General features: G+C 69.0%; 29 protein-coding genes and 1 tRNA gene. 22 read left to right on the top strand and 8 right to left on the bottom strand.

From position 1 onward, the window contains the following. Positions 1 to 121 precede the first annotated feature (121 nt). The 6 genes from ACSFBM_RS14275 to rbsD all read left to right on the top strand — a co-directional run bounded on the left by ACSFBM_RS14275 (position 122) and on the right by rbsD (position 6308). On the top strand, positions 122 to 1075 hold the full coding sequence (locus ACSFBM_RS14275) for a sugar ABC transporter substrate-binding protein (protein WP_435484934.1): 954 nt from the start codon (positions 122 to 124) through the stop codon (positions 1073 to 1075). Positions 1076 to 1198: 123 nt separating this feature from the next. Then, positions 1199 to 2797 carry a sugar ABC transporter ATP-binding protein gene (locus ACSFBM_RS14270; protein ID WP_435484933.1) on the top strand — a complete coding sequence of 533 codons (1599 nt, stop codon included), beginning with the start codon at positions 1199 to 1201 and terminating at the stop codon, positions 2795 to 2797. Continuing rightward, on the top strand, positions 2794 to 3789 hold the full coding sequence (locus ACSFBM_RS14265; RefSeq protein ID WP_435484932.1) for an ABC transporter permease: 996 nt from the start codon (positions 2794 to 2796) through the stop codon (positions 3787 to 3789). The genes ACSFBM_RS14270 and ACSFBM_RS14265 overlap by 4 nt, the downstream gene beginning before the upstream one ends. A gap of 34 nt (positions 3790 to 3823) precedes the next feature. Continuing rightward, a complete protein-coding gene (locus ACSFBM_RS14260; RefSeq protein WP_435484931.1) occupies positions 3824 to 4942 on the top strand; it encodes a LacI family DNA-binding transcriptional regulator in 1119 nt (372 codons plus the stop codon). Between the two features lie 5 nt (positions 4943 to 4947). Beyond that, positions 4948 to 5919 carry a ribokinase gene (rbsK, locus tag ACSFBM_RS14255; RefSeq protein WP_435484930.1) on the top strand — a complete coding sequence of 324 codons (972 nt, stop codon included), beginning with the start codon at positions 4948 to 4950 and terminating at the stop codon, positions 5917 to 5919. Beyond that, a complete protein-coding gene (gene rbsD, locus ACSFBM_RS14250; protein WP_435484929.1) occupies positions 5916 to 6308 on the top strand; it encodes a D-ribose pyranase in 393 nt (130 codons plus the stop codon). The genes rbsK and rbsD overlap by 4 nt, the downstream gene beginning before the upstream one ends. 19 nt (positions 6309 to 6327) lie before the next feature. On the opposite strand, the gene ACSFBM_RS14245 is transcribed toward rbsD, so the two are convergent. Beyond that, a complete protein-coding gene (locus ACSFBM_RS14245) occupies positions 6328 to 7209 on the bottom strand; it encodes an MOSC domain-containing protein (protein ID WP_435484928.1) in 882 nt (293 codons plus the stop codon). 189 nt (positions 7210 to 7398) lie between these two features. On the opposite strand from ACSFBM_RS14245, the gene ACSFBM_RS14240 reads away from it, so the two are divergent. From ACSFBM_RS14240 to ACSFBM_RS14230, 3 genes are read left to right on the top strand one after another with little or no spacing between them, the layout of a single operon-like run. Next, entirely contained in the window at positions 7399 to 8526 is a 1128-nt protein-coding gene (locus ACSFBM_RS14240; protein ID WP_435484927.1) for an FAD-dependent monooxygenase, read from the top strand. 48 nt (positions 8527 to 8574) lie between these two features. After that, entirely contained in the window at positions 8575 to 9297 is a 723-nt protein-coding gene (locus tag ACSFBM_RS14235) for a DsbC family protein (RefSeq protein WP_435436853.1), read from the top strand. After that, positions 9297 to 11141, top strand: a complete 1845-nt coding sequence (locus ACSFBM_RS14230) for a M61 family metallopeptidase (protein ID WP_435484926.1) — start codon at positions 9297 to 9299, stop codon at positions 11139 to 11141. Before ACSFBM_RS14235 ends, ACSFBM_RS14230 begins: the two co-directional genes overlap by 1 nt. On the opposite strand, the gene ACSFBM_RS14225 is transcribed toward ACSFBM_RS14230, so the two are convergent. Then, on the bottom strand, positions 11138 to 11725 hold the full coding sequence (locus ACSFBM_RS14225; RefSeq protein ID WP_435484925.1) for a DUF2325 domain-containing protein: 588 nt from the start codon (positions 11723 to 11725) through the stop codon (positions 11138 to 11140). The genes ACSFBM_RS14230 and ACSFBM_RS14225 overlap by 4 nt on opposite strands. Before the next feature lie 60 nt (positions 11726 to 11785). Further along, on the bottom strand, positions 11786 to 12121 hold the full coding sequence (locus tag ACSFBM_RS14220) for an SMR family transporter (protein ID WP_435484924.1): 336 nt from the start codon (positions 12119 to 12121) through the stop codon (positions 11786 to 11788). 199 nt (positions 12122 to 12320) lie between these two features. On the opposite strand from ACSFBM_RS14220, the gene ACSFBM_RS14215 reads away from it, so the two are divergent. After that, positions 12321 to 13100, top strand: coding sequence for an enoyl-CoA hydratase (locus ACSFBM_RS14215; protein WP_435436851.1), 780 nt, complete (start codon positions 12321 to 12323; stop codon positions 13098 to 13100). A 12-nt stretch (positions 13101 to 13112) separates the two neighbouring features. Here the strand turns inward: ACSFBM_RS14215 and ACSFBM_RS14210 are convergent, their stop codons facing one another. Next, complete coding sequence (locus ACSFBM_RS14210) at positions 13113 to 14360, bottom strand: hypothetical protein (protein WP_435484923.1); 1248 nt, start codon at positions 14358 to 14360, stop codon at positions 13113 to 13115. Continuing rightward, positions 14357 to 15022, bottom strand: a complete 666-nt coding sequence (locus ACSFBM_RS14205) for a sigma-70 family RNA polymerase sigma factor (RefSeq protein ID WP_435484922.1) — start codon at positions 15020 to 15022, stop codon at positions 14357 to 14359. Before ACSFBM_RS14205 ends, ACSFBM_RS14210 begins: the two co-directional genes overlap by 4 nt. A 137-nt stretch (positions 15023 to 15159) precedes the next feature. Between ACSFBM_RS14205 and ACSFBM_RS14200 the strand changes: the two genes are divergently transcribed. The 6 genes from ACSFBM_RS14200 (at position 15160) to ACSFBM_RS14175 (ending at position 19399) form a co-directional block, all read left to right on the top strand. Further along, complete coding sequence (locus tag ACSFBM_RS14200) at positions 15160 to 16752, top strand: vWA domain-containing protein (protein ID WP_435484921.1); 1593 nt, start codon at positions 15160 to 15162, stop codon at positions 16750 to 16752. Between the two features lie 54 nt (positions 16753 to 16806). Next, a tRNA-Met gene (locus ACSFBM_RS14195) sits at positions 16807 to 16883 on the top strand. A 78-nt stretch (positions 16884 to 16961) separates the two neighbouring features. Beyond that, positions 16962 to 17366, top strand: a complete 405-nt coding sequence (locus tag ACSFBM_RS14190; protein WP_435484920.1) for a DUF2946 family protein — start codon at positions 16962 to 16964, stop codon at positions 17364 to 17366. Between the two features lie 110 nt (positions 17367 to 17476). Then, the gene (locus tag ACSFBM_RS14185) at positions 17477 to 18091 is read left to right on the top strand and encodes an SCO family protein (protein WP_435484919.1); all 615 of its coding nucleotides are present in this window, start codon (positions 17477 to 17479) and stop codon (positions 18089 to 18091) included. A 30-nt stretch (positions 18092 to 18121) separates the two neighbouring features. Then, positions 18122 to 18595: a copper chaperone PCu(A)C gene (locus tag ACSFBM_RS14180; RefSeq protein ID WP_435436845.1), complete on the top strand. Its 474-nt coding sequence runs from the start codon at positions 18122 to 18124 to the stop codon at positions 18593 to 18595. Positions 18596 to 18994: 399 nt separating this feature from the next. Next, positions 18995 to 19399, top strand: coding sequence for a hypothetical protein (locus ACSFBM_RS14175; RefSeq protein ID WP_435484918.1), 405 nt, complete (start codon positions 18995 to 18997; stop codon positions 19397 to 19399). Between the two features lie 48 nt (positions 19400 to 19447). Here the strand turns inward: ACSFBM_RS14175 and ACSFBM_RS14170 are convergent, their stop codons facing one another. Beyond that, a complete protein-coding gene (locus ACSFBM_RS14170; RefSeq protein ID WP_435484917.1) occupies positions 19448 to 19774 on the bottom strand; it encodes a hypothetical protein in 327 nt (108 codons plus the stop codon). A gap of 507 nt (positions 19775 to 20281) precedes the next feature. Continuing rightward, a complete protein-coding gene (locus ACSFBM_RS14165; RefSeq protein WP_435484916.1) occupies positions 20282 to 21922 on the bottom strand; it encodes a 3-(methylthio)propionyl-CoA ligase in 1641 nt (546 codons plus the stop codon). A gap of 145 nt (positions 21923 to 22067) precedes the next feature. Between ACSFBM_RS14165 and ACSFBM_RS14160 the strand changes: the two genes are divergently transcribed. The 6 genes from ACSFBM_RS14160 to ACSFBM_RS14135 all read left to right on the top strand — a co-directional run bounded on the left by ACSFBM_RS14160 (position 22068) and on the right by ACSFBM_RS14135 (position 25369). Beyond that, entirely contained in the window at positions 22068 to 22862 is a 795-nt protein-coding gene (locus tag ACSFBM_RS14160) for a phosphodiesterase (RefSeq protein WP_435484915.1), read from the top strand. Between the two features lie 60 nt (positions 22863 to 22922). Next, positions 22923 to 23309: a hypothetical protein gene (locus tag ACSFBM_RS14155; RefSeq protein WP_435484914.1), complete on the top strand. Its 387-nt coding sequence runs from the start codon at positions 22923 to 22925 to the stop codon at positions 23307 to 23309. Between the two features lie 31 nt (positions 23310 to 23340). Beyond that, positions 23341 to 23697: a helix-turn-helix transcriptional regulator gene (locus ACSFBM_RS14150; RefSeq protein ID WP_435484913.1), complete on the top strand. Its 357-nt coding sequence runs from the start codon at positions 23341 to 23343 to the stop codon at positions 23695 to 23697. Positions 23698 to 23733: 36 nt separating this feature from the next. After that, positions 23734 to 24636, top strand: a complete 903-nt coding sequence (locus ACSFBM_RS14145; RefSeq protein ID WP_435484912.1) for a DMT family transporter — start codon at positions 23734 to 23736, stop codon at positions 24634 to 24636. Between the two features lie 95 nt (positions 24637 to 24731). Continuing rightward, positions 24732 to 24980, top strand: coding sequence for a hypothetical protein (locus ACSFBM_RS14140; protein WP_435484911.1), 249 nt, complete (start codon positions 24732 to 24734; stop codon positions 24978 to 24980). Then, a complete protein-coding gene (locus ACSFBM_RS14135) occupies positions 24980 to 25369 on the top strand; it encodes a hypothetical protein (protein ID WP_435484910.1) in 390 nt (129 codons plus the stop codon). Before ACSFBM_RS14140 ends, ACSFBM_RS14135 begins: the two co-directional genes overlap by 1 nt. A gap of 17 nt (positions 25370 to 25386) precedes the next feature. Here ACSFBM_RS14135 and ACSFBM_RS14130 read toward each other — a convergent pair whose 3' ends face one another. Continuing rightward, positions 25387 to 26547, bottom strand: coding sequence for a GGDEF domain-containing protein (locus tag ACSFBM_RS14130; protein ID WP_435484909.1), 1161 nt, complete (start codon positions 26545 to 26547; stop codon positions 25387 to 25389). Positions 26548 to 26613: the final 66 nt, after the last annotated feature.

Raw genomic sequence — 26613 nt, 5'->3', positions numbered from 1 at the left:
CAAAGCTCAGGGTTAGCACCGACAGGCAAACGTTTGCGCAAACGTTTCCCTCGGCTAACATCGGAGCCCCCGGCAAAGACCGGCGTACCGCTTTGATCAACCACCTCAGGAGACATTCACCATGAAATTCACCCGCCGTACCTTGCAAAGCGCCGCCGCCCTGACGCTGCTCGGCGCCTTCGCCGCAACGCCCGCCTTCGCACAGGACAAGCCCAAGGTCGCGCTGGTCATGAAGTCGCTGGCCAATGAATTCTTCCGCACCATGGAAGACGGCGCCAAGGCGCACAACAAGGCCAACGCCTCGCAATACACGCTGGTCGCCAACGGCATCAAGGACGAGACCGACACCGCCGCCCAGATCAAGATGGTCGAGCAGATGGTGGCGCAGAAGATCAACGCGCTGGTCATCGCGCCGGCCGATTCGAAGGCGCTGGTGCCGGTGATCAAGGCCGCCATCGACAAGGGCATCCTGGTGGTCAACATCGACAACCAGCTCGACGCCGCCGCACTGAAGGAAAAGGGCATCCAGGTGCCCTTCGTCGGCCCCGACAACCGCGCCGGCGCCAAGCTGGTGGGCGACGCACTCGCCAAGGACCTGAAGTCGGGCGACAAGGTCGGCATCATCGAAGGCGTGTCGACCACCTTCAATGCCCAGCAGCGCACGCTGGGCTACCAGGACGCCATGAAGGCGGCCGGCGTGACGGTGGTGGGCGTGCAGTCGGGCCAGTGGGAAATCGACAAGGGCAACACGGTGGCCGCCGGCATGATGCGCGAGCACCCCGACCTGAAGGCCCTGCTGGCCGGCAACGACAGCATGGCGCTGGGCGCGGTGGCCGCGGTCAAGGCCGCGGGCAAGACCGGCAAGGTGCTGGTGGTGGGCTACGACAACATCGGCGCCATCAAGCCGATGCTGGCCGACGGCCGCGTGCTCGCCACGGCCGACCAGTTCGCCGCCAAGCAGGCCGTGTTCGGCATCGAGACCGCGCTGAAGGCCATCGCCGACAAGAAGAAGCAGTCGGAAATGCCCGCCGAAGTGAAGACCGACGTGGTGCTGGTCACCAAGTCGTCGAAGTAAATGTTGCTCGCCCCCAGGCTTCGCGCACTTCGTGTCGCAACGCCCACCCCTGCCGGGGGCAGCACCCACGGCCCAGCGAAGCCGGTTCCGTGGTGTTTCTGGAATGAATGAGGTTGCCCATCGATGGCTGACAACGATCGCAGCGCGCCCGTGCTTTCGCTGAGTGCGCTCGGCAAGGACTATGCGGCGCCGGTGCTGGACGACGTCTCGCTCGTGCTCCACGCCGGCGAAGTGCTGGCCCTCACGGGCGAGAACGGCGCCGGCAAGAGCACGCTGTCGAAGATGGTGTGCGGCCTGGTGCAGCCCACGCGCGGCCAGATGCTGCTCGACGGCAAGCCCTTCGCGCCCGCCTCGCGGCGCGACGCCGAGCGCCTGGGCGTGCGCATGGTCATGCAGGAGCTCGGCCTCGTCACCACGCTGTCGGTGGCCGAGAACCTGCTGCTCGACCGCCTGCCCAACAAGACCGGCTGGATCCGCCGCGGCAAACTGCACGAGCTGGCCGCGCGGCAACTGGCCAAGATCGGCATGCAGAACATCGACCCGGCCACGCCCGTGGCGCGGCTGGGCATCGGCCAGCAGCAGATGGTCGAGATTGCCGGCAACCTGCAGGACGACACGCGCGTGCTGGTGCTCGACGAGCCCACCGCCATGCTCACCCCGCGCGAAACCTCGCACCTGTTCGAGCAGATCGACCTGCTGAAGGCGCGCGGCGTGGCCATCGTCTACGTGTCGCACCGGCTCGAGGAATTGCAGCGCATCGCCGACCGCGTGGCGGTGCTGCGCGACGGCCGGCTGGTCGATGTGCGCGCCATGGCCGGCGTGCGCGAATCCGAGCTGGTGCAGCGCATGGTCGGGCGCGCGGTGCACGAGCACGAAGGCCGGGCCCGCCGCGCGGCCGGCCCCGTGCTGCTGAGCGCGCGCGGCATCGGCCGGGCGCAGGTGGTGCGCGATGTCGACATCGACCTGCGCGCGGGCGAAGTCATGGGCCTGGCCGGCCTGGTCGGCTCGGGACGGACCGAGCTGTTGCGCCTGTTGTTCGGGGCCGACCGCGCGGACCGCGGCGAGATCACCCTCCACGAAAACGGCCAGCCTACGCAGCACGCGCGCAAGGGCTGGCGCTCGCCGATGCAGGCGATTCGCGCCGGCATCGGGCTGGTCACGGAAGACCGCAAGTCGCAAGGTCTGCTGCTGACGCAGTCGATCCGCGTCAATGCCACCCTGAGCGACCTGGGCGCCGTTTCGCGCGGCGGCTGGCTGCTGCGCGCCAGGGAGCGCGGCATTGCGCAGCGCCTGGTGGAGCTGCTGCGCATTCGCTCGCGCAGCATCGAGCAGCCCGTCGCCACGCTCAGCGGCGGCAACCAGCAGAAGGTGGTGTTCGCACGCTGGCTGCACCGCGAATGCAAGGTGCTGCTGCTGGACGAACCCACACGCGGCGTGGACGTGGGCGCGCGCGCCGACCTCTATGCCGAACTCGACCGCATGACCGACGCCGGCCGCGCACTGCTGATGGTGTCGAGCGACCTGCGCGAACTGATGGCCATGTGCGACCGCATCGGCGTGATGAGCGCGGGCCGGCTGGTCGCGGTGTTCGAGCGCGGCGAATGGAGCGAGCAGTCGCTGCTGGCCGCCGCATTCAGCGACGCCACCGGGCGCGCGCCCTCCGCCGCTGCCCTTGCTTCAGCCCCCACCGACAACGTCCCGGCCACCGCCGACACACCATGACCGCTGCCGCCTCCCCGACCCCCACCAAGCCGTCCGCGCAGTCCGCGCTCAAGGGCCAGCTGGGCACCTACCTCGGCCTCACCGTCGTGCTCGTGGGCATGATCGCGCTGTTCGGCTCCATGAGCGAATACTTCCTCACGCGCGACACCTTCGTCTCCATCGCCAACGAAATTCCCGCGCTGGCCGTGATGGCGGTGGGCATGACCTTCGTACTGATCATCGCGGGCATCGACCTGTCCGTCGGCTCGGTGCTGGCGCTCAGCGCGGCCGTCACCGCCGCCGCCATCCTCGAATGGAAGCTCTCGGTGCCCGTGGCCGCGGTGCTCGGCCTCGTCACCGGCCTGCTGTGCGGCACGGTCACGGGCGCGGTGTCGGTGGCCTGGCGGCTGCCGAGTTTCATCGTCTCGCTGGGCATGCTCGAAGCGGTGCGCGGCGGTGCCTACCTGGTGACCGACTCGCGCACGCAGTACGTGGGCGACGCCATCTCGGGCCTGGCCGCGCCGTGGATCGGCGGCATCTCCGCCGCCTTCGTGCTGGCGGTGGTGCTGGTCGTCGCAGGGCAGGTGGTGCTCACGCGCACGGTGTTCGGACGGCACGTGGTCGGCATCGGCACCAACGAAGAAGCGATGCGCCTGGCGGGCGTGGACCCGCGTCCCATCCGCATCATCGTGTTCGCCGTCACCGGCCTGCTGGCCGGGCTCGCGGGCCTGATGCAGTCGGCGCGCCTCGAGGCGGCCGACCCGAATGCCGGCGTCGGCATCGAACTGCAGGTGATCGCGGCCGTGGTCATCGGCGGCACCAGCCTCATGGGCGGGCGCGGCTCGGTGATCAACACCTTCTTCGGCGTGCTGATCATCGCGGTGCTCGAAGCCGGCCTGGCGCAGGTGGGCGCGAGCGAGCCGAGCAAACGCATCATCACCGGCGCCGTGATCGTGGTGGCCGTCATCATCGACACCCTGCGCCAGCGCCGGGCCGACCGCCGCCTGGCCTGACGCCCTCCCACACATCCAGGACACCGACACAGCCATGGCCACCATCAAGGACGTCGCACTGCAGGCGGAAGTCTCCGTCACCACCGTGTCGCACGTGGTCAACGACACGCGCCACGTGAGCTCCAAGGTGCGCGAGCGCGTGGAGCTGGCCATCCGCGAGCTGGGCTACGTGCCCAACGCGATGGCGCGCAGCCTGAAGAGCAACACCACCTCGACGCTGGGCATGCTGATTCCCAACAGCTCCAACCCCTACTTCGCCGAGATCGTGCGCATCGTGGAAGACCGCTGCTTTGCCGCCGGCTACACGCTGGTGCTGTGCAACACCGACGACGAGCCGCAGCGCCAGAGCGTGTACCTGAAAGTGCTGGCCGAGCGCCGCATCGACGGGCTGATCGTGGTGTCGACCGGCGCGGGCACCGGCACCGACGACAGCGCCTCCCTGGCCAAGCAGCTGCACGGCCTGCGCGTGCCGACCGTGCTGGTCGACCGCGAGATCGACGACCCGGCCTGCGACCTGGTCGAAACCGCTCACATGCAGGGCGGCCTGCTCGCGGTGCGGCACCTGCTGTCGCTGGGCCACAAGCGCATCGCCTGCATCGGCGGGCCGGTGGGCGTGATGCCGAGCGAGCAGCGCGTCGAAGGCTGGCGCATGGCGCTGGCCGAGAGCGGCGCCACCCCCGACATCGCCGACGCCGATGCGCTGCTGTGGCGCGGCGGCTTCACCAGCCAGGGCGGCTACGAGGCCATGCACGCCATCCTGCGCACCGAGCGCAAGCCCTCGGCCGTGTTCGTCTGCAACGACCTCATGGCCATTGGCGCGCTGCGCGCGGCGCATGAAAGCGGTGTGCGCGTGCCCGACGAGCTGTCCATCGTGGGTTTCGACGACATCGAACTGTCGGCCTACATGAGCCCCCCGCTCACCACCGTGGCGCAGCCCAAGGAGCGCATCGGCGCACTGGCGGTCGACATGCTGCTCGAACGCGTGAGCGGCAAGCGGCGCGATGCGCTCAAGGTGGTGCTGCAGCCCGAGCTGCGCGTGCGCGCCTCCACGGCACGCCATGCGAGCTTCCGCGAAGCGACCGTGCCGGCGGACCACAGCCCGCTCCCCTCTTCCACATCTTCCACGCCGACCCGAAAGTCCCGTACTCCGTGACACCCGTGACCCCCGTGCCTTCGACGCCTTCTTCCAGCCGCAACCCGCCGCCGCGCATCGTGGTGCTCGGCAGCCTCAACATGGACCTGGTGCTGCGCGTGCCGCACGCGCCGGCCGCGGGCGAAACCCTGCTCGGCCATTCGATCGCCACCATTCCCGGCGGCAAGGGCGCCAACCAGGCGGTGAGCTGCGCGCGCGAAGGCGCTCGCGTGCAGATGATCGGCTGCGTGGGCGACGACGCGCACGGCACGGCCCTGCGCGACGCATTGCGCAGCGACGGCATCGACACCACGGCGCTGCGCACGGTGGCCGGCGAGCCGACCGGCACCGCGCTGATCCTCGTGGAGGACAGCGGACAGAACCGCATCGTGATGATTCCCGGCGCCAACGCCCGGGTCGCACTCGACGAGGCGGCGCTGACACAGCAGGTGCAGGGCGCCGCCTTCCTGGTGACGCAGTTCGAGACGCCGATGGACCAGGTCGCGCGCGCCATCGCGGTGGCGCACGGCGCGGGCTGCAAGGTGCTGCTGAACCCGTCGCCGATGCAGCCGATCGCGCAGCCGCTGTGGCCGCAGATCGACACGCTGGTGGTCAATGAAATCGAGGCGCAGGCGCTGTGCGGCAAGTCCGCCGACACGCCGCAGCAGGCCGCGCAGGCCGGCCATGCGTTGCGCGCCACGGGCATTGCGCGCGTGGTCGTGACGCTGGGCGCGCGCGGCGCGGTGGCGGTCGACGCCGACGGGGCGCGCCACCATCCCGCGCCGAAAGTGCAGGCGGTCGACACCACCGCCGCCGGCGACACCTTCCTCGGCGCGCTTGCCGTGGCGCTGGGCGAAGGCCAGTCCTTCGACGAGGCCGTGCGCCTGGGCATTCGCGCCGCGGCGCTGTGCATCCAGCAGCCCGGCGCCCAACCCTCCATTCCGCGGCGCGACGCCGTGCTGCAAAGCCCCCTGCCGCCCGACTGGACCGCGCTGTGAAACGCACCGCCCTGCTGCACGCCGAACTGTCCCAGGTGATCGCCTCGCTCGGCCATGGCGACATGCTGGTGCTCGGCGATGCCGGCCTGCCGATTCCCGACGGCCCGCGCCGCATCGACCTGGCCGTGGCGCGCGGCGTGCCGCAGCTCGACGACGTGCTGAAGGCCGTGCTGTCCGAGATGCAGGTCGAAGGCATCGTGGTGGCCGGCGAGGCACTGGGCGACGCCGGGCAGTTGCCGGGCTGGTACCCGCAGTCGCTCGGCATCGCGCCGCAGGCCGTGTCGCACGAAGAGTTCAAGCGCCGCACCGCCAAGGCCCGCGCCATGGTGCGCACGGGCGAATGCACGCCCTACGCCAACATCATCCTGATCGCCGGCGTGAGCTTCTGAGGCGCCCGCCGGCGGCGGGTTACTCGAACCTGTAGTTCGCGCCCACGGCCTGCCCCACCTTGAGCGTGTATTCCACGCCCTGGATCACGATGCAGTTCATGCCGAAGGTGATGGCGCCGTCCACGCGCGGGTCCTTGCGGTAGGTGCGCAGCATGTCGCCCACTTCGGGGCTGCTCAGTGCCGTGGCCGGGTCGATGTCCGGAATCGGGCAGCGGGTGCAGGGCTTGACGGGGCGCAGCTCGGCCTGGCCTTCGCCGGTGGTGATGTGCAGCGCGTCGACCCGGTCCTCGTCGTGCGACTCCATGCCCGCGAGCACGATGTTCGGGCGAAAGCGCTCGATGCCGACCGCACCGTGGCCGGCCGCGACGAGCCGCTCGTTCAGGTCCGCCAGCGAGCCCTCGCTGGCCACCAGCACCGGAAAGCCGTCGGCGAACTGGTTCTCCGCCTCGACGCCGTCGGTCCATTTCAGGCTCGACAGGCGCTTGTGCTCGGGGTCGAAGCGCACCAGGCGCAGCGTCTGCGGCTTGCCGGGCTCCGAGAGAAAGTCACTGAACCACTGGGCGGCGATGTCGCCCATGTCGTAGGCGGCCACCTCGTCCTTCCACACGCGCACGCGCACCGGCTGCTCGACCCGGTCGAAGGCCAGGTGCAGCGCCAGCATGCCGGGGGCGCGCAGCACCACTTCCATGTGCTTCATCTGCGGGCGAATGAGCGCCATGCGCGGCAGCTGTCGCTGGGTGACGAATTCGCCTTGCGCGTCGACCACCATCCACGCACGGTCGAACTCCAGGCCGGTCTCGGTCAGCAGCATTTCGGGGAGCTCGACGCCGGCACACGACTTGACCGGGTAGATGAACAGGCGCGCGATGGTGGCTTCGAGGTCGAAAGCGGGCTGGGACACGGTGAGGGTTCCTTGGTTGCTTGGAAGGCGGCCGCAATTGTCCCGCAGCTTCAAGACCACGGCAGCCCAGGCCAGGGAGACCGCCCGACCGGCCTTGCCGGGCCGCGGGTATCGCCCCCGCGCGGGGCTTGGCGAAGCGGCACGAAGTGCGCAAAGACCGGGGGCCGTCCATGTTCTTACAATGAATTCATGGCCCTCCCCCCAGAAGTTTGCATTCGTGGCGCCGGCATCGTCGGCCGCACGCTGGCCCTGCTGCTCGCGCGCGAGCGTGTGCGCGTCGCGCTGGTCGTGCCTACGGCCGCGCAGGGCAAGGAAGACATCCGCGCGTACGCGCTCAACACCGCCTCCCGGGCCCTGCTCGAATCGCTGCGCGCCTGGCCCGACGCGGCCCACGCGACCGCGGTGCGCGAAATGCTGGTGCACGGCGACGAAGGCGGACGCGTGCAGTTCAGCGCCGCGCGCCAGAAGGTCGATGCGCTCGCCTGGATCGTCGACGTGCCCGCGCTCGAGCAGCAACTGGTCGACGCGGTGCGCTTCCAGCCCCTGATCGAGATCGTCGCCGAGCCCGTGGCCGCACCGCTCACCGTGGTGTGCGAAGGCAAGGCCAGCAGCACGCGCGAGGCGCTCGGCGTGAGCTACGAGGTCACGCGCTACCCGCAGCACGCGATCGCGGCGCGCATGGAGGCCGGGCAGTCGCATGACGGCATCGCGCGCCAGTGGTTCAACGACAAGGGCGAGGTGCTCGCGCTGCTGCCGCTGGGCGGCATGCACGGCAAGACGGTCGCGCTGGTGTGGTCGGTCGACCAGCTGCGCGCACCGGCCCTGCTGGCACAGGGCGACGAGGAATTCAACGCCGCCGTGACCGAGGCCAGCCACAACGCGCTTGGCGCCCTCCAGCTCACGAGCGAACGCGGCGCCTGGCCGCTGGCCCGCGCCATTGCCGACCGCTGGACCGGCGCCATGCCCGGGCAGCCGACGCGCTCCTGGGCGCTGGCGGGCGACGCCGCCCACACCGTGCACCCGCTCGCGGGCCAGGGCCTGAACCTGGGCCTGGCCGACGCGGCCGCGCTGGCCGGGGTGATCAAAAACCGCGACTACTGGCGCAGCGTGGGCGACGCGCGCCTGCTGCGCCGCTACGAGCGCGAGCGCCGCGCCGACGTGCTGCAGATGAGCCTGGCCACCGACGGCTTGCAGCAACTTTTCTCGCACAACCTGGGTCCACTTCCTGCATTGCGCAACTGGGGCATGCGCGGTTTCGACCGCACGCGCCTGGTGAAGCACTGGATCACGGCGCAAGCCATGGGCCTGAAGGCCTGACCGTTCTCTTTTCGCCCTCTTTACGCACAGCACCAACGGATCTCCCCGATGACACTCGCACGCAACCTCCTTCTCGCCGCCTGTACGCTGGGCGCGGTCGTGGCCGCCACCGCCGGCGAAGCCGAGATCCGCAAGAACCTGCCCTTGCGCATTCCGCAGTTCCCGGCCATCGACGAGGTGTCGAAGGCGCCCCTGCCGGGCCTGTACGAAGTGCGCGTGAACGGCTCGCAGATCTTCTACACCGACGAACAGGGCAACTACCTGATCCAGGGCAACCTGATCGACGTGAAGACGCGCAAGAACCTGACGGAGGAGCGTGTCGAGAAGCTCACCGCCGTCGCCTTCGACCAGTTGCCGCTGAAAGACTCGATCAAGATCGTGCGCGGCAACGGCAAGCGCAAGCTGGCGGTGTTCGAAGACCCGAACTGCGGCTACTGCAAGCGCTTCGAGAAGGACATGAAGACGGTCGACAACGTCACCGTGTACCTGTTCCTGTACCCGGTGCTCGGCCCCGATTCGACCGTCAAGTCGCGCGACATCTGGTGCAGCAAGGACAAGGGCAAGGCCTGGGGCGACTGGATGGAAGCCAGCGCCAAGCCGGCCACGGCTTCGGGCAGCTGTGACGTGACCGCGCTGCAGCGCAACGTCGAGTTCGGCCGCAAGTACAACATCACCGGCACGCCCACGCTGATCTTCAGCGACGGCACGCGCACCCCCGGCGCCATTCCCGCAGAGCAGGTCGAGAAGCAACTCGCCGCCTCGTCCAGCTGATGGCGACGAAAACCCCCGTTCGGCGCGCGGCCGTGGCAGCGCCTGAGGCAGGCGTGCGTTATCAAGTGGCGTGCGCCGACCTGCATGCGCACCTGTTCAACGTCACGCTGACCATCGACGCCCCCGACGCCCAGCAGCGCCTGACGCTGCCGGTGTGGATTCCGGGCAGCTACCTGGTGCGCGAGTTCTCCAAGAACCTGCAGGGCCTGCGCGCCACGCAGGGCCGCCGCAAGCCCGCGCTGACGCAGCTGGACAAATGCAGCTGGCTGGTCGAATGCACGCCCGGCCAGCCGCTGGTGCTGAACTACCAGGTCTGCGCCTACGACAACTCGGTGCGCACCGCCTGGCTCGACGCCGAGCGCGGCTTCTTCAACGGCACCAGCGTGTGCCTGCGGGTGGAAGGCCAGACCGAAGCGCCGCATGCGCTGGACATCGTCGCGCCGGCGCTGGCCGCCGGCGCCGCGCGCTGGTCCTGCGCCACCGCGCTGGTGCCGGTCAAGACCGACGGGCACGGCTTCGGCAGCTACCGGGCCTCGGGCTACGACGAGCTGGCCGACAGCCCGGTCGAGCTGGGCGCCTTCTGGAGCGCCGAGTTCGAGGCCTGCGGCGTGCCGCACCGCTTCGTGATCGCTGGCGCCGCCGCCTCGTTCGACGGCGAGAAGCTCATTGCCGACACCCAGGCCATCTGCGAAGCCGAAATCCGCTTCTGGCACGGCGACAAGGCCGGCAAGCGCGGCGGGCCGAAGCTGCCCATCGACCGCTACGTGTTCATGCTCAACGCGGTGGACGACGGCTACGGCGGCCTCGAACACCGCCATTCCACGGCGCTCATCTGCAACCGCCGCGACCTGCCGCAGCGCGGCGCCAAGAAGCAGCCCGAGGGCTACATCACGCTGATGGGCCTCATCAGCCACGAGTACTTCCACACCTGGAACGTCAAGCGCATGCGGCCGGCCGAGTTCGCGCGCTACGACTACGGCCGCGAGAACTACACGCAGCTGCTGTGGTTCTTCGAGGGCTTCACCAGCTACTACGACGACCTGCTGCTGCGCCGCGCCGGACGCATCGACGACGGCGCCTACCTGCGCCTGCTGAACAAGACCCTCAACCAGGTCATGCAGACGCCGGGACGCCTGGTGCAGCCGGTGGCCGACGCCAGCTTCGACGCCTGGGTCAAGTACTACCGCCAGGACGAGCAAACGCCCAACAGCACGGTGAGCTACTACACCAAGGGCGCGCTGGTGGCGCTGTGCTTCGACCTCACGCTGCGCCACGAAGGCAAGGGCACGCTCGACGACGTGATGCGCCACCTGTGGACGCACAGCGGCAACGGCGGCCCGATCAGCGAGGCCGACATTGCCGCCGCGCTGGAGGCCGTAAGCGGCCGCTCGTACGCCGACGAGTTGGCGCGCTGGGTGCATTCGACCGAGGAGCTTCCGCTCGCGCAACTGCTGCGCGCGCACGGCGTGGCCACGCTGGAAGACCCGTCGCAGCAGGCCCAGGTGCTCGGCCTGCGTGTGGCCGAGACCGGCGGCAGCGTGCAGGTGAAGGTGGTGCTGCGCGGCGGCGCGGCCGAGAAGGCCGGCTTTTCCGCGAACGACGAGTGGATCGGCATCGAGCTGCCCGCCGTCGCCAAGCGCGGCCAGCAGCGGCCGGCGCAGGCCTGGCGCATCGCCAAGCTCGACGACCTGGCGCTGTACCTGGGCGACACGACCAAGTTCACGGCCATCGTGGCGCGCGACCGCAAGCTGATCAGGCTGCCGCTGGTGCTGCCGGCCGGCGTGACCACCTGGCGCCTGTTCGCGCACGACGCCACCAAGCTGGCGGGCTGGCTGAAGGGCTAGGCGTTTTCAGCGGCGGCAGGGTGCCGCACGAAGCGCATCGGCTGCGGCTCGCCGACCAGCACGCAAGGCTTGCCGGTGCGCCGGCAGTGGTCCTGCACGCGCCAGTAGGCGCCGTGGCTCACGCAGCCGGTCTGGCAGATCACGAGGTCGGCCGCGCGCAGGCTGGCTTCGAGCGCGGGGTCGTCCGCGTTGTCGCCGCCGTCGTGGTGCAGGTAGCGGCCGCCGGCGATCTCGACCAGCTGCCGTGCGAGCGACGGCGCTTCTTCTTCCTGGCCCACGCACAGCACGGCCTTTTCACGCAGGTCGGCCGGCACCTGCACCTGCGGCGGCGCCATCAGATGACGGCGCCTGCCCGGCGACAGCAAGGTGTTCAGCCGCTTGGGCAGCGCCCCGCCCACGGCTGCGCGCACCGCCAGCTCTTCGCGCACGATGGCAATGGCCGAGTCGCGTGCCACCAGCGCGCCGCGCAAGCGGACGATCTGCGCCTCGAGCCTCTCGACCCGCGCGGCCTGCTCGACCAGCAGGCGCGAGCATCGCTCCTGCACGCGGGCATAGGCCCGCAGCAACACGGCATGTTCTTGCATCGGCAACTCCATGGCGGGCATTCTAGATGAGAACAATTCTCAACTAAAGAACGTTGCCGCTCAGTGCGAAACCGACTTCGAGAACACGTTCACCACCACCACGCCCGCGATGATCAGCCCGAGTCCCGCGATGGCCGGCCCGTCGAGCTTCTGGCCGAACCACAGCCAGCTCACCAGCGAGATCAGCACGATGCCCACGCCGGACCAGATCGCATAGGCAATGCCCGTCGGAATGGTGCGCAGCGTCAGCGAGAGAAAGAAGAAGGCCACCGCATAGCCGGCCACCGCGGCCAGCGTGGGCCAGAGCTTCGAAAAACCGTCGGAGCCCTTCAGGAAACTGGTGGCGATCACTTCGGCCACGATGGCAACGAACAGGTAGGCGTAGTTGGATGTCATGGCCGGGCACTCTAGGGAAACCCGGTGCGCAGCGCCACCTGCGCCCAGGGAGTCCCTGCGCCTTGCGCAGGGACTCGCAGCGGAATTTGACGCCCTCTCGCGGCTGTGCGCACACGTGCGGCCCACCGGCATGCTGGGTATAGTGAAGCGCGTTTTCCCCCCAGTTCCCCCGATCCCCAGATACCCCCCCGGAGACACCATGAGCTACGAAAACATCGAAGTACGCACCGAAGCAGGCAAGGTCGGCATCATCACCCTCAACCGCCCCAAGGCCCTGAACGCGCTGAACGACGCGCTCATGACCGAACTGGGCCAGGCCCTGAAGGCCTTCGACGCGGACGACGCCATCGGCTGCATCATCCTCACGGGCAGCGAACGCGCGTTCGCGGCGGGCGCCGACATCGCGGCCATGGCCAAGTACAGCTTCATCGACACGTACAAGGGCGACTACATCACGCGCAACTGGGAAAGCATCCGCTCCATTCGCAAGCCGGTGATCGGCGCGGTGGCCGGCTTCGCGCTGGGCGGCGGCTGCGAGCTGGCGATGATGTGCGACTTCATCATCGCGGCCGACAACGCCAAGTTCGGCCAGCCCGAGATCAAGATCGGCGTGATCCCCGGCGCCGGCGGCACGCAGCGCCTGCCGCGCGCGGTGGGCAAGAGCAAGGCCATGGACATGGTGCTCACCGCTCGCATGATGGACGCCGCCGAAGCCGAGCGCGCGGGCCTCGTGAGCCGCGTGGTGCCCTTCGAGAAGCTCGCCGACGAGGCGCTGGGCGCGGCGCTGGTGATCTGCGGCTACTCGCAGATCTCGGTGATGGCGGCCAAGGAGTCGGTCAACCGCGCCTTCGAGAGCGGCCTGAGCGACGGCGTGATGTTCGAGCGCCGGCTGTTCCACGCGCTGTTCGCCACCCTCGACCAGAAGGAAGGCATGGACGCCTTCCTGAACAAGCGCGCACCGGATTTCAAGAACGCCTGAGCGGCGCGCCGGTCAACGCGTCAATACCGAGCGCAAGGCGTCGAGCGCCTGGGCTGGCGGCGTGCCGACCAGCGCTGCGCCGCCGGGCTGCGGTGTCCAGCGCACCTGGTCGCCGGCGATCTCCAGCACGGCGATGAGCGCGCCGCCGCGGTAGAGGGCCAGGCGCGCCTCGACCGGTGCGTCCAGCGATGCATCGGGTGCCGTGGCAGAACGCGCCACCGTGCCCACCAACGCGGGCAACCCTTCGATATCGCCGCGCTCGCGGCGCATCTCGGCGCCCGCGCGTGTGAAGCTCAACGACGTCCATCGCTCCAATGCGGCGAACGGCGGCACAGCGACGCGGGACGGTGCAGCCTTGGCAACTGCGCGCGGCGCGGCATCGCGCAACGCACCGGAAGCGTCCGCATTGGCACCGCCCTGGCTGGCGAGCGCCGATGCATCCGGCAATGGGCGCGAGAGCGGTGCGGCGGCGATGGCCGGCGGCGGCGCGACGGATGCAGCGGGCGCAGCAGGCGCTGGCGGCGCGACGGCGCGGCGGCGTTCGTTTTCCACGCGCTCCTCACGACGTTCGTCCTGTGCAGGTGCGGGCACGGAGGGCTCGGCCACGACGGCGGGGGGCGCAGAAGGCACAGAAGGCACAGAAGGCACAGAAGGCGCGACAGGTGCCGCCGCGGCGGGCGCCGGAGCCGCCTGTTTGCGCGCCGGCTGGGCACGCCCAGTTTCCTTGGCGGACGATGAATCACGCAGCACGTTGGCGCGCTGTTCGGCCGCGGGCGCAGCCGGGGCCGGAGCAGTCGGTGCCTGCTGTGCCGCCACCGGCGGCGGCGGCACGGGTTCGGGCGCGACAGGTGCCACAGGCGCGACAGGTGCCACAGGTGCTTCAGCTGCAGGCGCAGCGGCCCCGCCGACACGGGCCTCGCCATCGAGCCGCGCATCGGGCACCGGCTCGCTGCGCCACAGCACCGTGACGAACGCGGCGACGAGCACCGTGGCGAAGGCCGCGTTCCACGGCATGCGCGAACGCGGCTCGCCCCCGCCGCCGAACAGGCGACGCCACCACGACACCGCACGCGCGCTGTTGGCGGCAGCGCCCGTTGCCGAGACCGGCGCCACAGCCAGGTTGTGCGCCATCTTCAGGATCGCGTCACGCGTGCGCGCATCGGGCGCCGCATCGCGGTCGGGGGCGTGGTCGAGCGCGCGGCGTAATGCCGGGTCGCGCAGGTCATCGTCTTCGTCGAATTCGGTGCGATTGCCGCTCATGCCCGTTGCTCCAGCACCAACAGATAGCGCGCCATGCAGCCGCGCAGTTTCTGCAACCCGTAGCGCAGCCGGCTGCGCACGGTCTCGAATCCGATCTCCAGGCTCGCGGCCAGCGCCTCGACGGTCAGCCCGTCTTCATGGTGCAGCAGGAAGGCCGCGCGCTGGTCGGCCGGCAGTTCGTCGAGGCAGGCCAGCAGGCGGCGGCCGGCAGCGCGCCAGAACGCAAGCTCTTCGGCCGACGGATGCGCGGCCGCATCGAGCGCGCCACGCACGCCGCGCTCCAGCGTGGGCACGGCGTCGCCGCCGTCGTCCGCATGCGCGTCGAGCGTCACTTCGCGCCCGCTCACGCGCAGGCGGTCCATGGCGAGGTTGTGCGCAATGGTGAAGGCCCAGGTGCGCCAGGTCGCGCCCTGCGGCGAGAAGCTCTCGCGCGCCGAGATGATGCGCACCCAGGTGTCCTGGAACACCTCGTCGGCCTGCGCCGCGAGCCGCGCGCCCAGCAGCCGCTTGACGAAACGGAACAGCCCGCCTTCGTGGCGCGCGTAGAGCACGTCGAACGCGGCGGCGTCGCCTTGCGCGTAGGCCAGCATCAACTGGTCGTCGGGCATGGCCTGGCGCTCTGGAGCGTTCTTGGCGGAAGGGGCGCGGGGAAGCGCGGACATCGAGGGATTCTCACCCGAGCTTGTACGGGCGGCCGAAGGCATCGGGGTTCGGGCCGGCAAAAAAAGACGACACGGGTTTAACCCCGTTGCCGGTGGGCCGCCGTATCAGCCTGCATCCAACCACCCGGAGTTCTTCCATGACCCAGCCTTTCGCTCCCCGGTTTCGCCGCCCGCTCGCCGCGCTGCTGTGCGCCCAACTGCTGCTCACGGCCTGCGGCGCCACCGAGCCCCTTGCGGTTTCAGCCGCTCCCTCCGGCGTGCGATGGCCAACGCCGGCGCCCGACAGCCACGCGCAGATGACGCAGGCCGTGCCGAACTTCGAGGCGCCGTCCGCCACGAACTGCGCGCGGCCGATCCAGACGCATGAAACGCCGGGCCTCCCGCGCGCCGCGCGGCTTGAAAGAAGCGAGGGCCGCGACAGGCGGGCGCTCGCCGACGAGGCGCCCGTGCCGCATGCATTGCGCAAACCGTCGCCTTCGGCGGCCTACGCTGGCGCCAGCGGCGGGCTGGCTGCGTCCGTGGCGCCCGCCGCGCCGATCGCCGAAGCTGCGCCCGCCGCCATCGCCGTGCCCGCGCCTGCCTCCCCTGCCTCCCCTGCCTCCCCTGCCGCCCCTGCCGCCCCTGCCGCCACTGCCGCCACTGCCACGCCACGCGTCGCCCTCCCTCCGCCGGCGCAGGCCCCGCGCCCCGCCAACGAGCCCGTCACCGCCGGCATGGTCGACGACAACGCCGACTTCGGCGAGTACCTCGCCTTCCGCGACCGCACCCAGGTCACGCACCGCGAGCGCGACATCAGCGCGCGCTATCTGCTGCAGGTGCGCGACGCGCGCGGCGCGGTCGTGCCCGACGCCGAAGTGGCCGTGCAGGCTGCGAGCGGCGCCGCCATGTGGGCCCGCACCGATGCGGGCGGACGCGCCTGGCTGCATCCCAACGCCTTCGACAAGGCGCGCAGCCCGGTGTACGAAGTCACCGTGCGCAAGAACGGCCGGCAGAGCACCGCCTTTCTGCAGCGCGGCCAGAAGAACGCGGTCGAGGTGGTGCTCGACAAGCCCGGCGCCCAGCCGAAGCGCGCGCAGCTCGACCTGGTCTTTCTCATCGACGCCACCGGCTCCATGGACGACGAGATCGCCAGGCTCAAGACCACCCTGCGCACCATCGCCGACCAGGTCGCGCGGCTGCCGAGCCGCCCCGACACCTGCTTCGGCCTGGTGGCGTACCGCGACCGCAGCGACGACTTCCTGGTGCGGCGCCACGACTTCACCAACGACCTCGACGCCTTCCAGGGCGTGCTCGACAAGCTGCAGGCCGCAGGCGGCGGCGACTACCCCGAGGCCATGAACGAGGCATTGAACGAAACCGTGCACCGGCTCAGCTGGCGCGGCAACGGCACCACCCGCCTCGTGGTGCTGCTGGCGGACGCGCCGCCGCACCTGGACTACGGCGGCCCCCAGTACGACGACGACATGGTGGCCGCGCTGGGCAAGGGCATCAAGGTGCTGGGCGTGGGCGCGTCGGGGCTCGACAAGCAGGGCGAATACATCCAGCGCCAGATCGCGCAGTACACCGGCGGGCGCTTCGTTTTCCTGACCTACAAGGAGGCGGCGAACCCTGCGAGCGGCCCCGGAACGCAGACCGTGCACGACGTCGGCAACTACTCGGTGCAGACGCTGGACAAGCTGATCGTGCGCCTGGTTTCCGAGGAATTGGGCAAGTTGCCCACAGGTGGTTGAAATGAGCCCAAATGCTGGGCTATAATTTTGGGCTTGGTGCTGCACAGCACCAACGGCTCTTTAGCTCAGTCGGTTAGAGCGATGGAATCATAATCCACAGGTCCGCGGTTCGAATCCGTGAAGAGCCACCAACAACAAAAGCCTTGCAGGTCAACGACTTGCAAGGCTTTTTTCATTGCCTGACGGTGGCTGGCCGATAATCCGCGCCGATGCCCCCGCACACCGCACCGAAGCCCACAACGCTCACAACGCCCCGCGCGAGCCTGCGGCGTCCGGGTGCAAGCCTGATCCGCTGGGTCTTGCTGTGGTTCGCGCTGTCGCTGGGCGCGGCCATCGCCTCGCCGGTGGTGCATCCGCAGACGCTGGAACTGGTGTGCGCCAGCACCGGCTCGGTCAAGGCCGTCGTGCACACCGACGACGGCGCGCAAGAGCTAGGCGCCGGCCACATGGACTGCCCGTTGTGCGTGCTCGCAGGCGCCCCGCCCGCGACGCCCACCGTCACGCTGCCCACGCCCCTGCCGCTGGCCCATGCGGTGCAGCCGATTCCATCTGCGCGCATCGCCGCGGCCACCGCCGCGCCCATGCCGGCGCGCGGGCCTCCTTCGCTCTCCTGACGCTTCTTCAGTTCGTGCGCATGGGATGCGACCTCCGGGCGAGGCGCATCGCACGCGCTCCTGTCATGCGGCGGCGCCCGCAGCGGTGCCGCCAAGAGAGTTTTGCTTCAATGACCCACACACCCCATCTCACGCGGCGCCATCTGCTGCTGGCCGGCGGCGGCCTCGCCACGCTTTCCCTCGCAGCCTGCGACAAGGTGCTGCCCGCCAGCTACAACGGCGTCGACATCACCGGCGCCAGCTACGCGCAGGACTTCCGCCTGACCGACCCCGACGGCCGCGAACGCACGCTCGCCGACTTCAAGGGCAAGGCCGTGATGATGTTCTTCGGCTTCACCCAGTGCCCCGACGTGTGCCCCACCGCGCTCGTGCGCGCGGCCGAGATCAAGCGGCTGCTCGGTGCGCAGGGCGACCGGCTGCAGGTGATCTTCGTCACCGTCGACCCCGAGCGCGACCTGCCCGTGGTGCTCAAGGCCTACACCCAGGCCTTCGACGCGAGCTTCATCGGCCTGTACGGCGACCTGCAAAGGACCGCGGAGACCGCCAGGGCCTTCAAGGTCTTCTACAAGAAAGTGCCCACCGGCTCGTCGTACACCATGGACCACTCGGCCTTCAGCTACGTGTTCGACCCCAAGGGAAAGATCCGCCTCGTGCTGCGCCACGAGCAGAGCGCGGAGGAATGCGCGCAAGACCTTCGCCAGATCCTCGCGGCCACAGCGGCCTGACCTTCATTTCAAAACCAAGGAGCCTCATTCATGACACCCATCGCACGCATCCTCATCGCTTCGGCAGCCCTGCTCGCAGCCAACGCCCACGCCCAGGTCACCGTCAAGGACGCCTGGGTGCGCGCCACCGTGCCGCAGCAAAAGGCCACAGGCGCGTTCATGCAGCTCAGCGCCGCGAAAGACACCCGGCTGGTGTCGGCCAGCTCGAGCGTCACGCCCCTCGTCGAAGTGCACGAGATGGCCATGCAGGACAACGTGATGCGCATGCGGCAGATTCCCGCGCTCGACGTGCCCGCCGGCAAGACCGTCGAGCTCAAGCCCGGCGGTTATCACGTGATGCTGCTCGACCTCAAGCAGCAGGTGAAGGAGGGCGACACCGTGCCGCTCACGCTGGTGTTCGAGGGCAAGGACGGCCGGCGCGAAACCGTCGAGGTGAAGGCGCCGGTGCGCGCGCTCAATGCATCCGCGCAGCCGGCGGCCGGGCACGGCGAGCACAAGCACTGAAACGGCAATGCCGGCACCCCATGGGCCGGCCAGAAAGGTAACGAGTCCGCACGAAGAAGGCACCGAAAGTGTGCGAAAGGCCCCCTAAATACCCAGTTCGGGGGATAGCGCACAGTCCCTTTGCCTACAAAATGGGCAACTGATAACAAATGCTCACAATTCGGGCTTCGGCGACCACCCCTTCGCGGGTGGTGTCGTCCGGGCGATGGATTGCTCAGGAGAGGGGGCGGCGGTCTCACCAAGGAAAGCCTTGCTTCGGCTGGGCGGCTCGCGGCGGGATCGACGACAGCATGGAGGCGTAGACAGGGATCTTTGGTGCCGCTTACTTACCTTCTCCATTTGGCGCATGTCCGCTTGCCCATGCACGTGACCGACCCACAAGACGTCAGGCGCGTGTCCGTGCTGAAAGCAACGGGCCTCATCGAGGCCGCCATCGACCCCGCGTTCGACCCGGGGGGCAACTACCGGCTCGCGCAAGCGGCGCTGATCATCTGCATCACCGACGACGGGCATACCGAGATCGAGAAGATGCGCACAGGCCGCAGCGAAGCACCGAGGCAGGCCGTCGACATGAAAGGCATCGAGCCGCTCGACTACCTGCGCCGCATCAAGGACGCGTCGTTCCCGCTTCGCGTGGAAGACCACGAGGAGATCAATTGCATCGAGGCGTTGAAGCTCGCCGGCTTCGTCGATGCAGCGATCAGCGCCGCGTTGATGTGGAAGGGCAGCGACCATCCGCAGGAGCTGGCGATCGTGAAGCGCATCACACCGCTGGGCCGGGCGCGCTTGGCAGGGCGCAAGTAGCCTGAGCGCGCTGCGCACCCTGTGCGGATGGCGCGGCGTCGGGCGCGGCTAGCGCCGCATGGCGTCCAGCGATTCGCACTGGCCTTCGATGTCGGCGTGCAACCTGCCCAGCGCCGCCACCACGAACCGCTGAAGCGAGGCGCGATGCACGGCATCGAGAAGAGGCGCTCGTGCATTGGCGGCGTTCGCTTCATCGCGTTGCTCTTCATCCCACGCGAGCAACTGCATCAGCGTATGCGCACCGTCCACCACATCGCGCGCGTCGTTGAGAAAAGAAGCACGCGCGCGTGCCTCGTGGTCGAGTCCTTCGACGCAATTCCAGACGAACGGTTTGAATTGCGCGCTGTCATGCGCAGCACTTTTTGAATCGGCCATGTGGCCCTCCCTGTCGGTTCAGCTTTGCTACAACCGTCGCCCACGCTGTCAAACGAAGGCGGCGGCTCGAACAGGTTGACAGACCGGGAACCGCTAGGCGAAACCGGCAGGGCGCGAGCCCTCCCATCCGAGCCGCCTGAAAGGAAGCTGGAACAGAAAAGCCGCAACACCATTGCGGTATGCGGCTTTCACCGCGGTTCTTTCAGGCTGTCAAACCCGGCCCCACTCATCGCAAGGCGGACTGGAATGTAGCGGCGCGCACCGCCGCAGTCAACCGACAAGCGCAACGCAACAACGCACACGTCCACGACTACACGAACGCCCAGGACCTAACACGATTTTTCGCATTCCCCACGCCGCGATAGCCCTCTTTTCGACCCTCGTCGAGGTACTGCCTATTCAACAGGCAACGTGGTGGAAACCCACGCCAGCCGTGGCTTCGCCAGGTCGCCTCCCCGCACAACCCACAGAGTTGTCCACAGAAAAATCGAACAAGTCACGGAACTGTCAAAGAGACGTCGCGGCCACATAACCCTTGAACTGCTCGCGCAACTTCGTCTTCAGCAACTTGCCGGTGGCTGTATGCGGCAGGCTGTCGACGAAAGCCACGTCGTCCGGCAGCCACCACTTCGCCACGCGCCCTGAAAGAAAAGTGAGCAGTTCCTCGCGCGTGACTTCGGCGCCTGCGCGCTTCACCACGATGAGCAACGGCCGCTCCTGCCACTTCGGATGCGCGATGCCGATGACCGCCGCCTCGGCCACCGCCGGGTGCGCGCTCGCGGCGTTCTCCAGGTCGATGGAAGAAATCCATTCGCCGCCCGACTTGATGACGTCCTTTGCGCGATCGACCAGCTGCACATAGCCGTCCTCGTCGATGTTGGCGACGTCGCCGGTCGGAAAAAAACCCTCGGCATCGAGCACCGAGCCGCCCTCGCCCTTGAAGTAGCCGCTCGCAATCCACGGCCCGCGCACATGCAGATGGCCGAAGGCCTTGCCGTCGTGCGGCAGGCGCTGGCCGTCCTCGCCGACGATCTTCAGCTCCACGCCCCACACGCCGCGGCCCTGGCGCATCTTCACGCGCAGCTGCTCTTCCTTGGGCATCGACAGGTGCTTGGGCAGCAGGTTGCCGATCACACCGATGGGGCTGGTCTCCGTCATGCCCCAGCCCTGCACGAAGTCGGCGCCGAAGTCGCGCTCGAAGCGTTCGATCATGCTGCGCGGCGTGGCCGCGCCGCCCACGCCGATGCGCTTGAGGCCAATGGCGCGCGTGTCGATCTCGGGATGCGCATCGAAGTACTGGAACAGCATCAGCCAGATGGTGGGCACCGCCTGCGAGAAGCCGACCTTCTCGTCGCGCATCAGCTCGTACAGGCTCTGGCCGTCCATGTGCGGGCCGGGCATGACCAGCTTGGCGCCGGCCATGGCCGCCGCATACGGCATGCCCCAGGCGTTGGCATGGAACATGGGCACGGCGAGCAGCAGCGTCATCTGCGAGTTGACGCCGAAGGTGTCGGGCGCGCATTCCATCAGCGAATGCAGCACGGTCGAGCGGTGCGAATACAGCACGCCCTTCGGATGGCCGGTGGTGCCCGAGGTGTAGCAAAGCGAGGAGGCAGTGCGCTCGTCGAACTCGGGCCATTCATACACCTCGCTCTGCGTGCCCACCAGTTCGTCGTAGCACAGCAGCTGGGGCACGTCGATGGCGGGCATGTGCGCACGGTCGGTCATGGCGATGAAGGCGCGCACCGTCTTCAGCTGCGGCGCGAGCTTCTCGACCAGCGGCGCGAAGTTGGCGTCGAAGAACAGCACCTTGTCTTCGGCGTGGTTGACGATGTAGTCGATCTGCTCCGCAAAGAGCCGCGGGTTCACCGTGTGCAGCACCGCGCCCGCACCCGAGACACCGAAGTACAGCGCCAGGTGGCGCCAGGTGTTCCACGCGAGCGTGCCCACGCGGTCGCCGGGCTGGATGCCGAGCGCCTTCATCGCATGGGCCACCTGCTTGGCGCGGCGCTGTATCTCGCCGTAGTTGGTGCGGTGCAGCGGGCCTTCCACGGAGCGGCCCACGACCTCGGCGTGCGGGTGGAAGGTGGCCGCATGATCGATGAGCGACGAAATCAGCAGCGGGCGGTCTTGCATCAATCCGAACATGGCCTGTCTCCTTCTTTGGGCGCGACGCGCGCTGCATCGTAGGCAGCGGCCACGGCGCGCCGCATCGTCGGAACGGACGATTGAGCGCGCTCGAAGGCGTGAAGGGAACGAAACCTGCTTGCTGCACTGCAAACCCGAGGCGCCCATGCTCATTGCCCATATCTCCGACGCCCATGTCCGCCCCGCCGGGCAGCTCTACCAGGGCGTGGCCGATTCGAACCGCATGTTCGAAGACGCCATCGACCACCTGCACGCGCTCGACCGCCGGCCCGACCTGGTGCTGCTCACGGGTGACCTGGTCGACGAAGGCCGGCCCGCCGAATACGCACAGGTGCGGCGCCTGCTGGCGAAGCTGGCCATTCCGTACCTGGTGATTCCCGGCAACCACGACCACCGCGAGAACTTTCGCGCGGCCTTCGCGGACCACGCGTACCTGCCGGGCGAAGGCGCGCTGCACTACTGCATCGACGATTACCCGGTGCGCATCGTGGCGCTCGATTCCTGCGTGCCGGGGCTTCACCATGGCGATGTCGATGCACAAGGGCTCGCATGGCTGCAGCGCACGCTGGAGGCCGACCGCACGAAGCCCACGCTGCTGATGCTGCACCACCCGCCCTTCGTGAGCGGCATTGCGTACATGGACACCTACCGCTACATGAACCCTGCGCCGCTGGAGGCCGTGCTGCGCGCGTTCGACAACATCGAACTGGTGCTGTGCGGCCACGTGCACCGCACGATGCTGCGGCGCTGGGCGGGCACGGTCGTGTGTTCGTGCCCGAGCAGCACGACGGAAATTGCGCTGCGGCTGGCCCCCGATGCCGCACCGACCTCCTACATGGGTCGCCCGGGTTGCATGCTGCATCTGTGGAGCGAGGCGCACGGCATGGTGAGCCATGTGAGCCACATCGGAACGATGGAGGGGCCGTTTCCATTTGCCTGACGAAGCGGCCGGCCGGCCGGCCTTCAGGCGCGCAGAATGCGGCCGAACACCGCACACCCCATGCCCCAGGAACGCACCCTCCTCTACACCGGACACGAGTTCACCGTGGAGCATGTGCGCGCCCATGCGCACGAAGGGGCCGACTGGAGCGCGCCCTACACCCTGGCGTCGCGCCGCATCATCTTCCCGACGGGGCGCACGCTGCTCGACGTGCGTTCAGGCGACAGCACCTGGCTCGTCGACGACCTGACCGCCATGCACTTCGGCGACGCCACGGTCTACCAGCTGCGTCTCGCGGCGCGCGCGGTGCGTCGCAGCATGGTGGTCATGCAGGCATCCGGCGCCCCGCGCGAACGCAGCGCCCCTGTTCTGCCTGCTGTCGCCCCGGTCGCTGTACCGGGTTCATGCGGCGCAACGGCTGCTTCGCGCGGGCGACGCGGGCGCTGACGCCATCGCTGCGCTGGTCGATGAACTCGGCATGTCGCGCCAACAGGGGCCGTCGAGGGGTGCCGTTGCACGCGCGAAGCGGCTGCTCGCGGAAACCGCCGACAGGGAGGTGCGGCTGTCGCTGCACGAGGTGGCCGACGCCGTGTCGCGCTCGCCGTTTCACCTGGCGCGCAGCTTCCGGCAGCAGACCGGGCTGAGCCTGCATCAGTACCGCCAGCATCTGCGGCTGGCCGCGGCCATGGAGCGGCTGGTGGAAGGCGACGCCGACCTCGCCGGCATCGCGCACGACCTCGGCTATTGCAGCCAGAGCCACCTGGGCGCGGTGTTCCGGCGCGAGGTGGGTGTGACGCTGGGCGAAGCCCGGCGCACGCTGGCCGCACGAATTTGATAGCCGCCGCGCGGCGCGGTCGCGAGACTCGCCGCGATGGATCGCAATCTCTCCACCGGCCTGCTCGCCGCGCTGGCCGCTGCCCTTGTCGGCAGCGCATGGCAACTCGTCTCGCGCCACGGCGTGACCACCACGCTCGGGCCGATGGAACTGGCGCTGATGCGCTACGGCATCCCGGCGTTGCTGCTGGCGCCGCTGTGGTTCGGCCGCCAGCGCATCGCGCCCAAGGCGTCGCGCCTGGCGCGCATGCTGCTGGTCGTCGGCGGCGGCCTGCCCTTCGGGTTGCTGGTGCTGGCCGGCGCGCAATGGGCGCCCGCGAGCCACATGGGCATCTTCATGGCAGGCAGCCTGCCGCTGTTCACGGCCATCGGCGCGTGGCTTCACAAGGGGCAGAAGGTCGGCGGCATCCGCTTGCTGGGGCTGGGCTGCATCGCACTGGGCATGGTGCTGTTCGCGGCGGGCAGTTTCAGCGGCGGTTCGCTCAGTTGGCGCGGTGACCTGCTCTTTCTGGCGGCGGCCATGCTGTGGGCGATGCACTCGCTCGCGTTCGCACACTGCGGGCTCACGCCGTGGCAAGGCGCAGCGTTCGTGAACGGCTGGTCGGCGCTGCTGCTGCTGCCGGTGCTGGCCTTTGCCGGCGCGCCGCGCCTGCTCACCGCACCGTGGGCCGACGTCGCTCTGCAGGCCACGGCGCAAGGCGTGGTCGCGGGCTTGCTGGGGCTGGTGGTCTACATGGTGGCGGTCGCCCGGCTGGGTGCGTCGCGCGCGTCGCTGTCCGCCGCGGCGGTGCCAGTGCTGACGACCTTGGGCGCCGCATGTTGGATGAACGAGCCGCTCACCGGTGCGGTGCTGGTGGCATTGGCGCTGGTGGTGCCGGGGATCGTGCTGGCGAGTGGTGCGGTGCGGGTCGGCGCGAAGAGGTCGCTGCCATCGATGTAAGGGGGTCGAGCGGTTCGTGCGGCGGGCAGAATGCTGCGCATCGTCTGAGCGCCTTTCGGCGACAGCACACCACCAACCCAACAAGAGTGAACACCATGCCCGACCGGTCCTACTGGTTCCCTGCCAAGCGCTACGGCTGGGGCTGGGGCATGCCCACCTGCTGGCAGGGTTGGGCGGTGATCGCGGTGTACCTCGTGCTGCTCGTCGGCGCGATCGTGGCCATTCGCCCGGAACGGCAACCGGTTCATTTCGTGCTGGCCGTCATGGGCCTGAGTGCCACCCTCGTCGCCGTCTGCTGGCTCAAGGGTGAGCCGCCGCGGTGGCGCTGGGGAGACAAGCGGTAATGGCAACGGCATGGCCGTCGGCAAGGCGCGTCACGCCGATGCGTTCGCTGGCCTGCGCCGCGTGGCTGCTGTGCGCACCCTGCGCCTTCGCCAACGGCAGCATGCAATGCGAAGGCGCGCCCTATTCAGCCGAAGTGCAGTTGCGCCTGTCCACCGGCGAACCGACAGAGCTGGTCATTGCGCGAACCGACGGCGCGGAACCCTCGTCCGAACGCTTCGCGTTGCGGCACCGCTTCGTCGACCACAAGCGCCAGGCCATGCGCATCACGGGCACGGCACTCGAAAGGCCGTCGCGCAAGGTCACGCTGAACGTGTCGAAGACCAGGGGCACGCTGACCTACGCAGGCGCGCAACGCCGATTGCGCTGCGACTGGAACAACATCGGCTGAAGCCCCCCCGCAACGATTCAGGCGGCCGCCATCACCTGGTCGCGCCCCATGGCCTTCGCGCGGTACAGCGCGGCGTCGGCACGGGCCAGCACTTCGTCGACACGCGTGCCGTCTTCGCTGGCCGCCACACCGATGCTGACGGCGATCCCGCCGACCACGGCCATCGGCGAATCGGCCGCGAACGGCTCGTCGATGGCCTGCTTGAGCCGCGCCGCGATGGCCATCGCCTCGGGCTTGCCGGCATCGGGCAGCAGCACGACAAACTCCTCGCCGCCATAGCGCCCGAGCACGCCCTCATCGCCGACGGCCCGCTGCATGCGCCCGACGGCTTCGCGCAGCACCGCGTCGCCCATCAGGTGGCCGAAGCGGTCGTTCACGGTCTTGAAGTGGTCCAGGTCCACCATCAGCAAGGCCGCGCGCCGCCGGCCCGAGGCAAAGGCGGCGCTGCAGGCGTCGAGCAGCGCGCGGCGGTTGAGCGCCCCCGTGAGCGGGTCGCGCGAGGCCAGGTACTCGAACTCGGTGTGCACGCGGTCCGTGGCCATCAGGATGACGGAGATGGACAGCAGCAGCACGGTGAACGAGTACATGCTGATGTACAGCGACTGGATCCAGCTGGCGTCCATGAGCGTGCTGCCGGCCATGCCCATCGCAGCCGACGCGAAGCGCAAGGCGGCCACGATCGACTGCACGAGCAGCAGCCCGGTCATCAGCCGTTTGCCGAACACCCGGCCCTTGTGGCCGATATACAGCCAGGCATGAAAGAAGAACAGCGCGGACACCGCCAGCGTGACCAGCAGCAGGCGCGCCTGGAAGTCGGGCTGGATGGCGCTGAACCAGAACATCGCCAGCCCCAGGAAACCGTTCAACAGCGTCCAGCCCCGGGTGTCGCTGCGCCCCAGCAGGAACTTCTGGCTGCCTGCGTAATAAAGGATGCAGGCCTGGAACAGCACGAAGTTGGCGACGACGATGGTGACGAAGTCCGGCAGGAAGTCGCGCCCCGCGAACAGCATGGTGCTCGCGAAGGCCACCAGCGGTGCCAGCGCCCACTCGCTCAGCCCGCGAATGCTCGGCGGGTAGCTGCGGCGCATGAAGAACACCACGAGCGCCATCATCAGGCCCATGACGCCGGCCAGCACGATGACGGAGCGGGGATCGAGGATGGATGGCGAGGCTCCCATGAAGCCCGATTATGTTGGCATTGCCCCTCGGGGTTCCGCAACGCCGGCCAACGCCGGCCAACACCC

The sequence above is a fragment of the Variovorax pasteuri genome (assembly GCF_051216435.1).
Classification (GTDB): Bacteria; Pseudomonadota; Gammaproteobacteria; order Burkholderiales; family Burkholderiaceae_C; genus Variovorax.
This window is presented reverse-complemented; position numbering and strand designations above follow the sequence as displayed.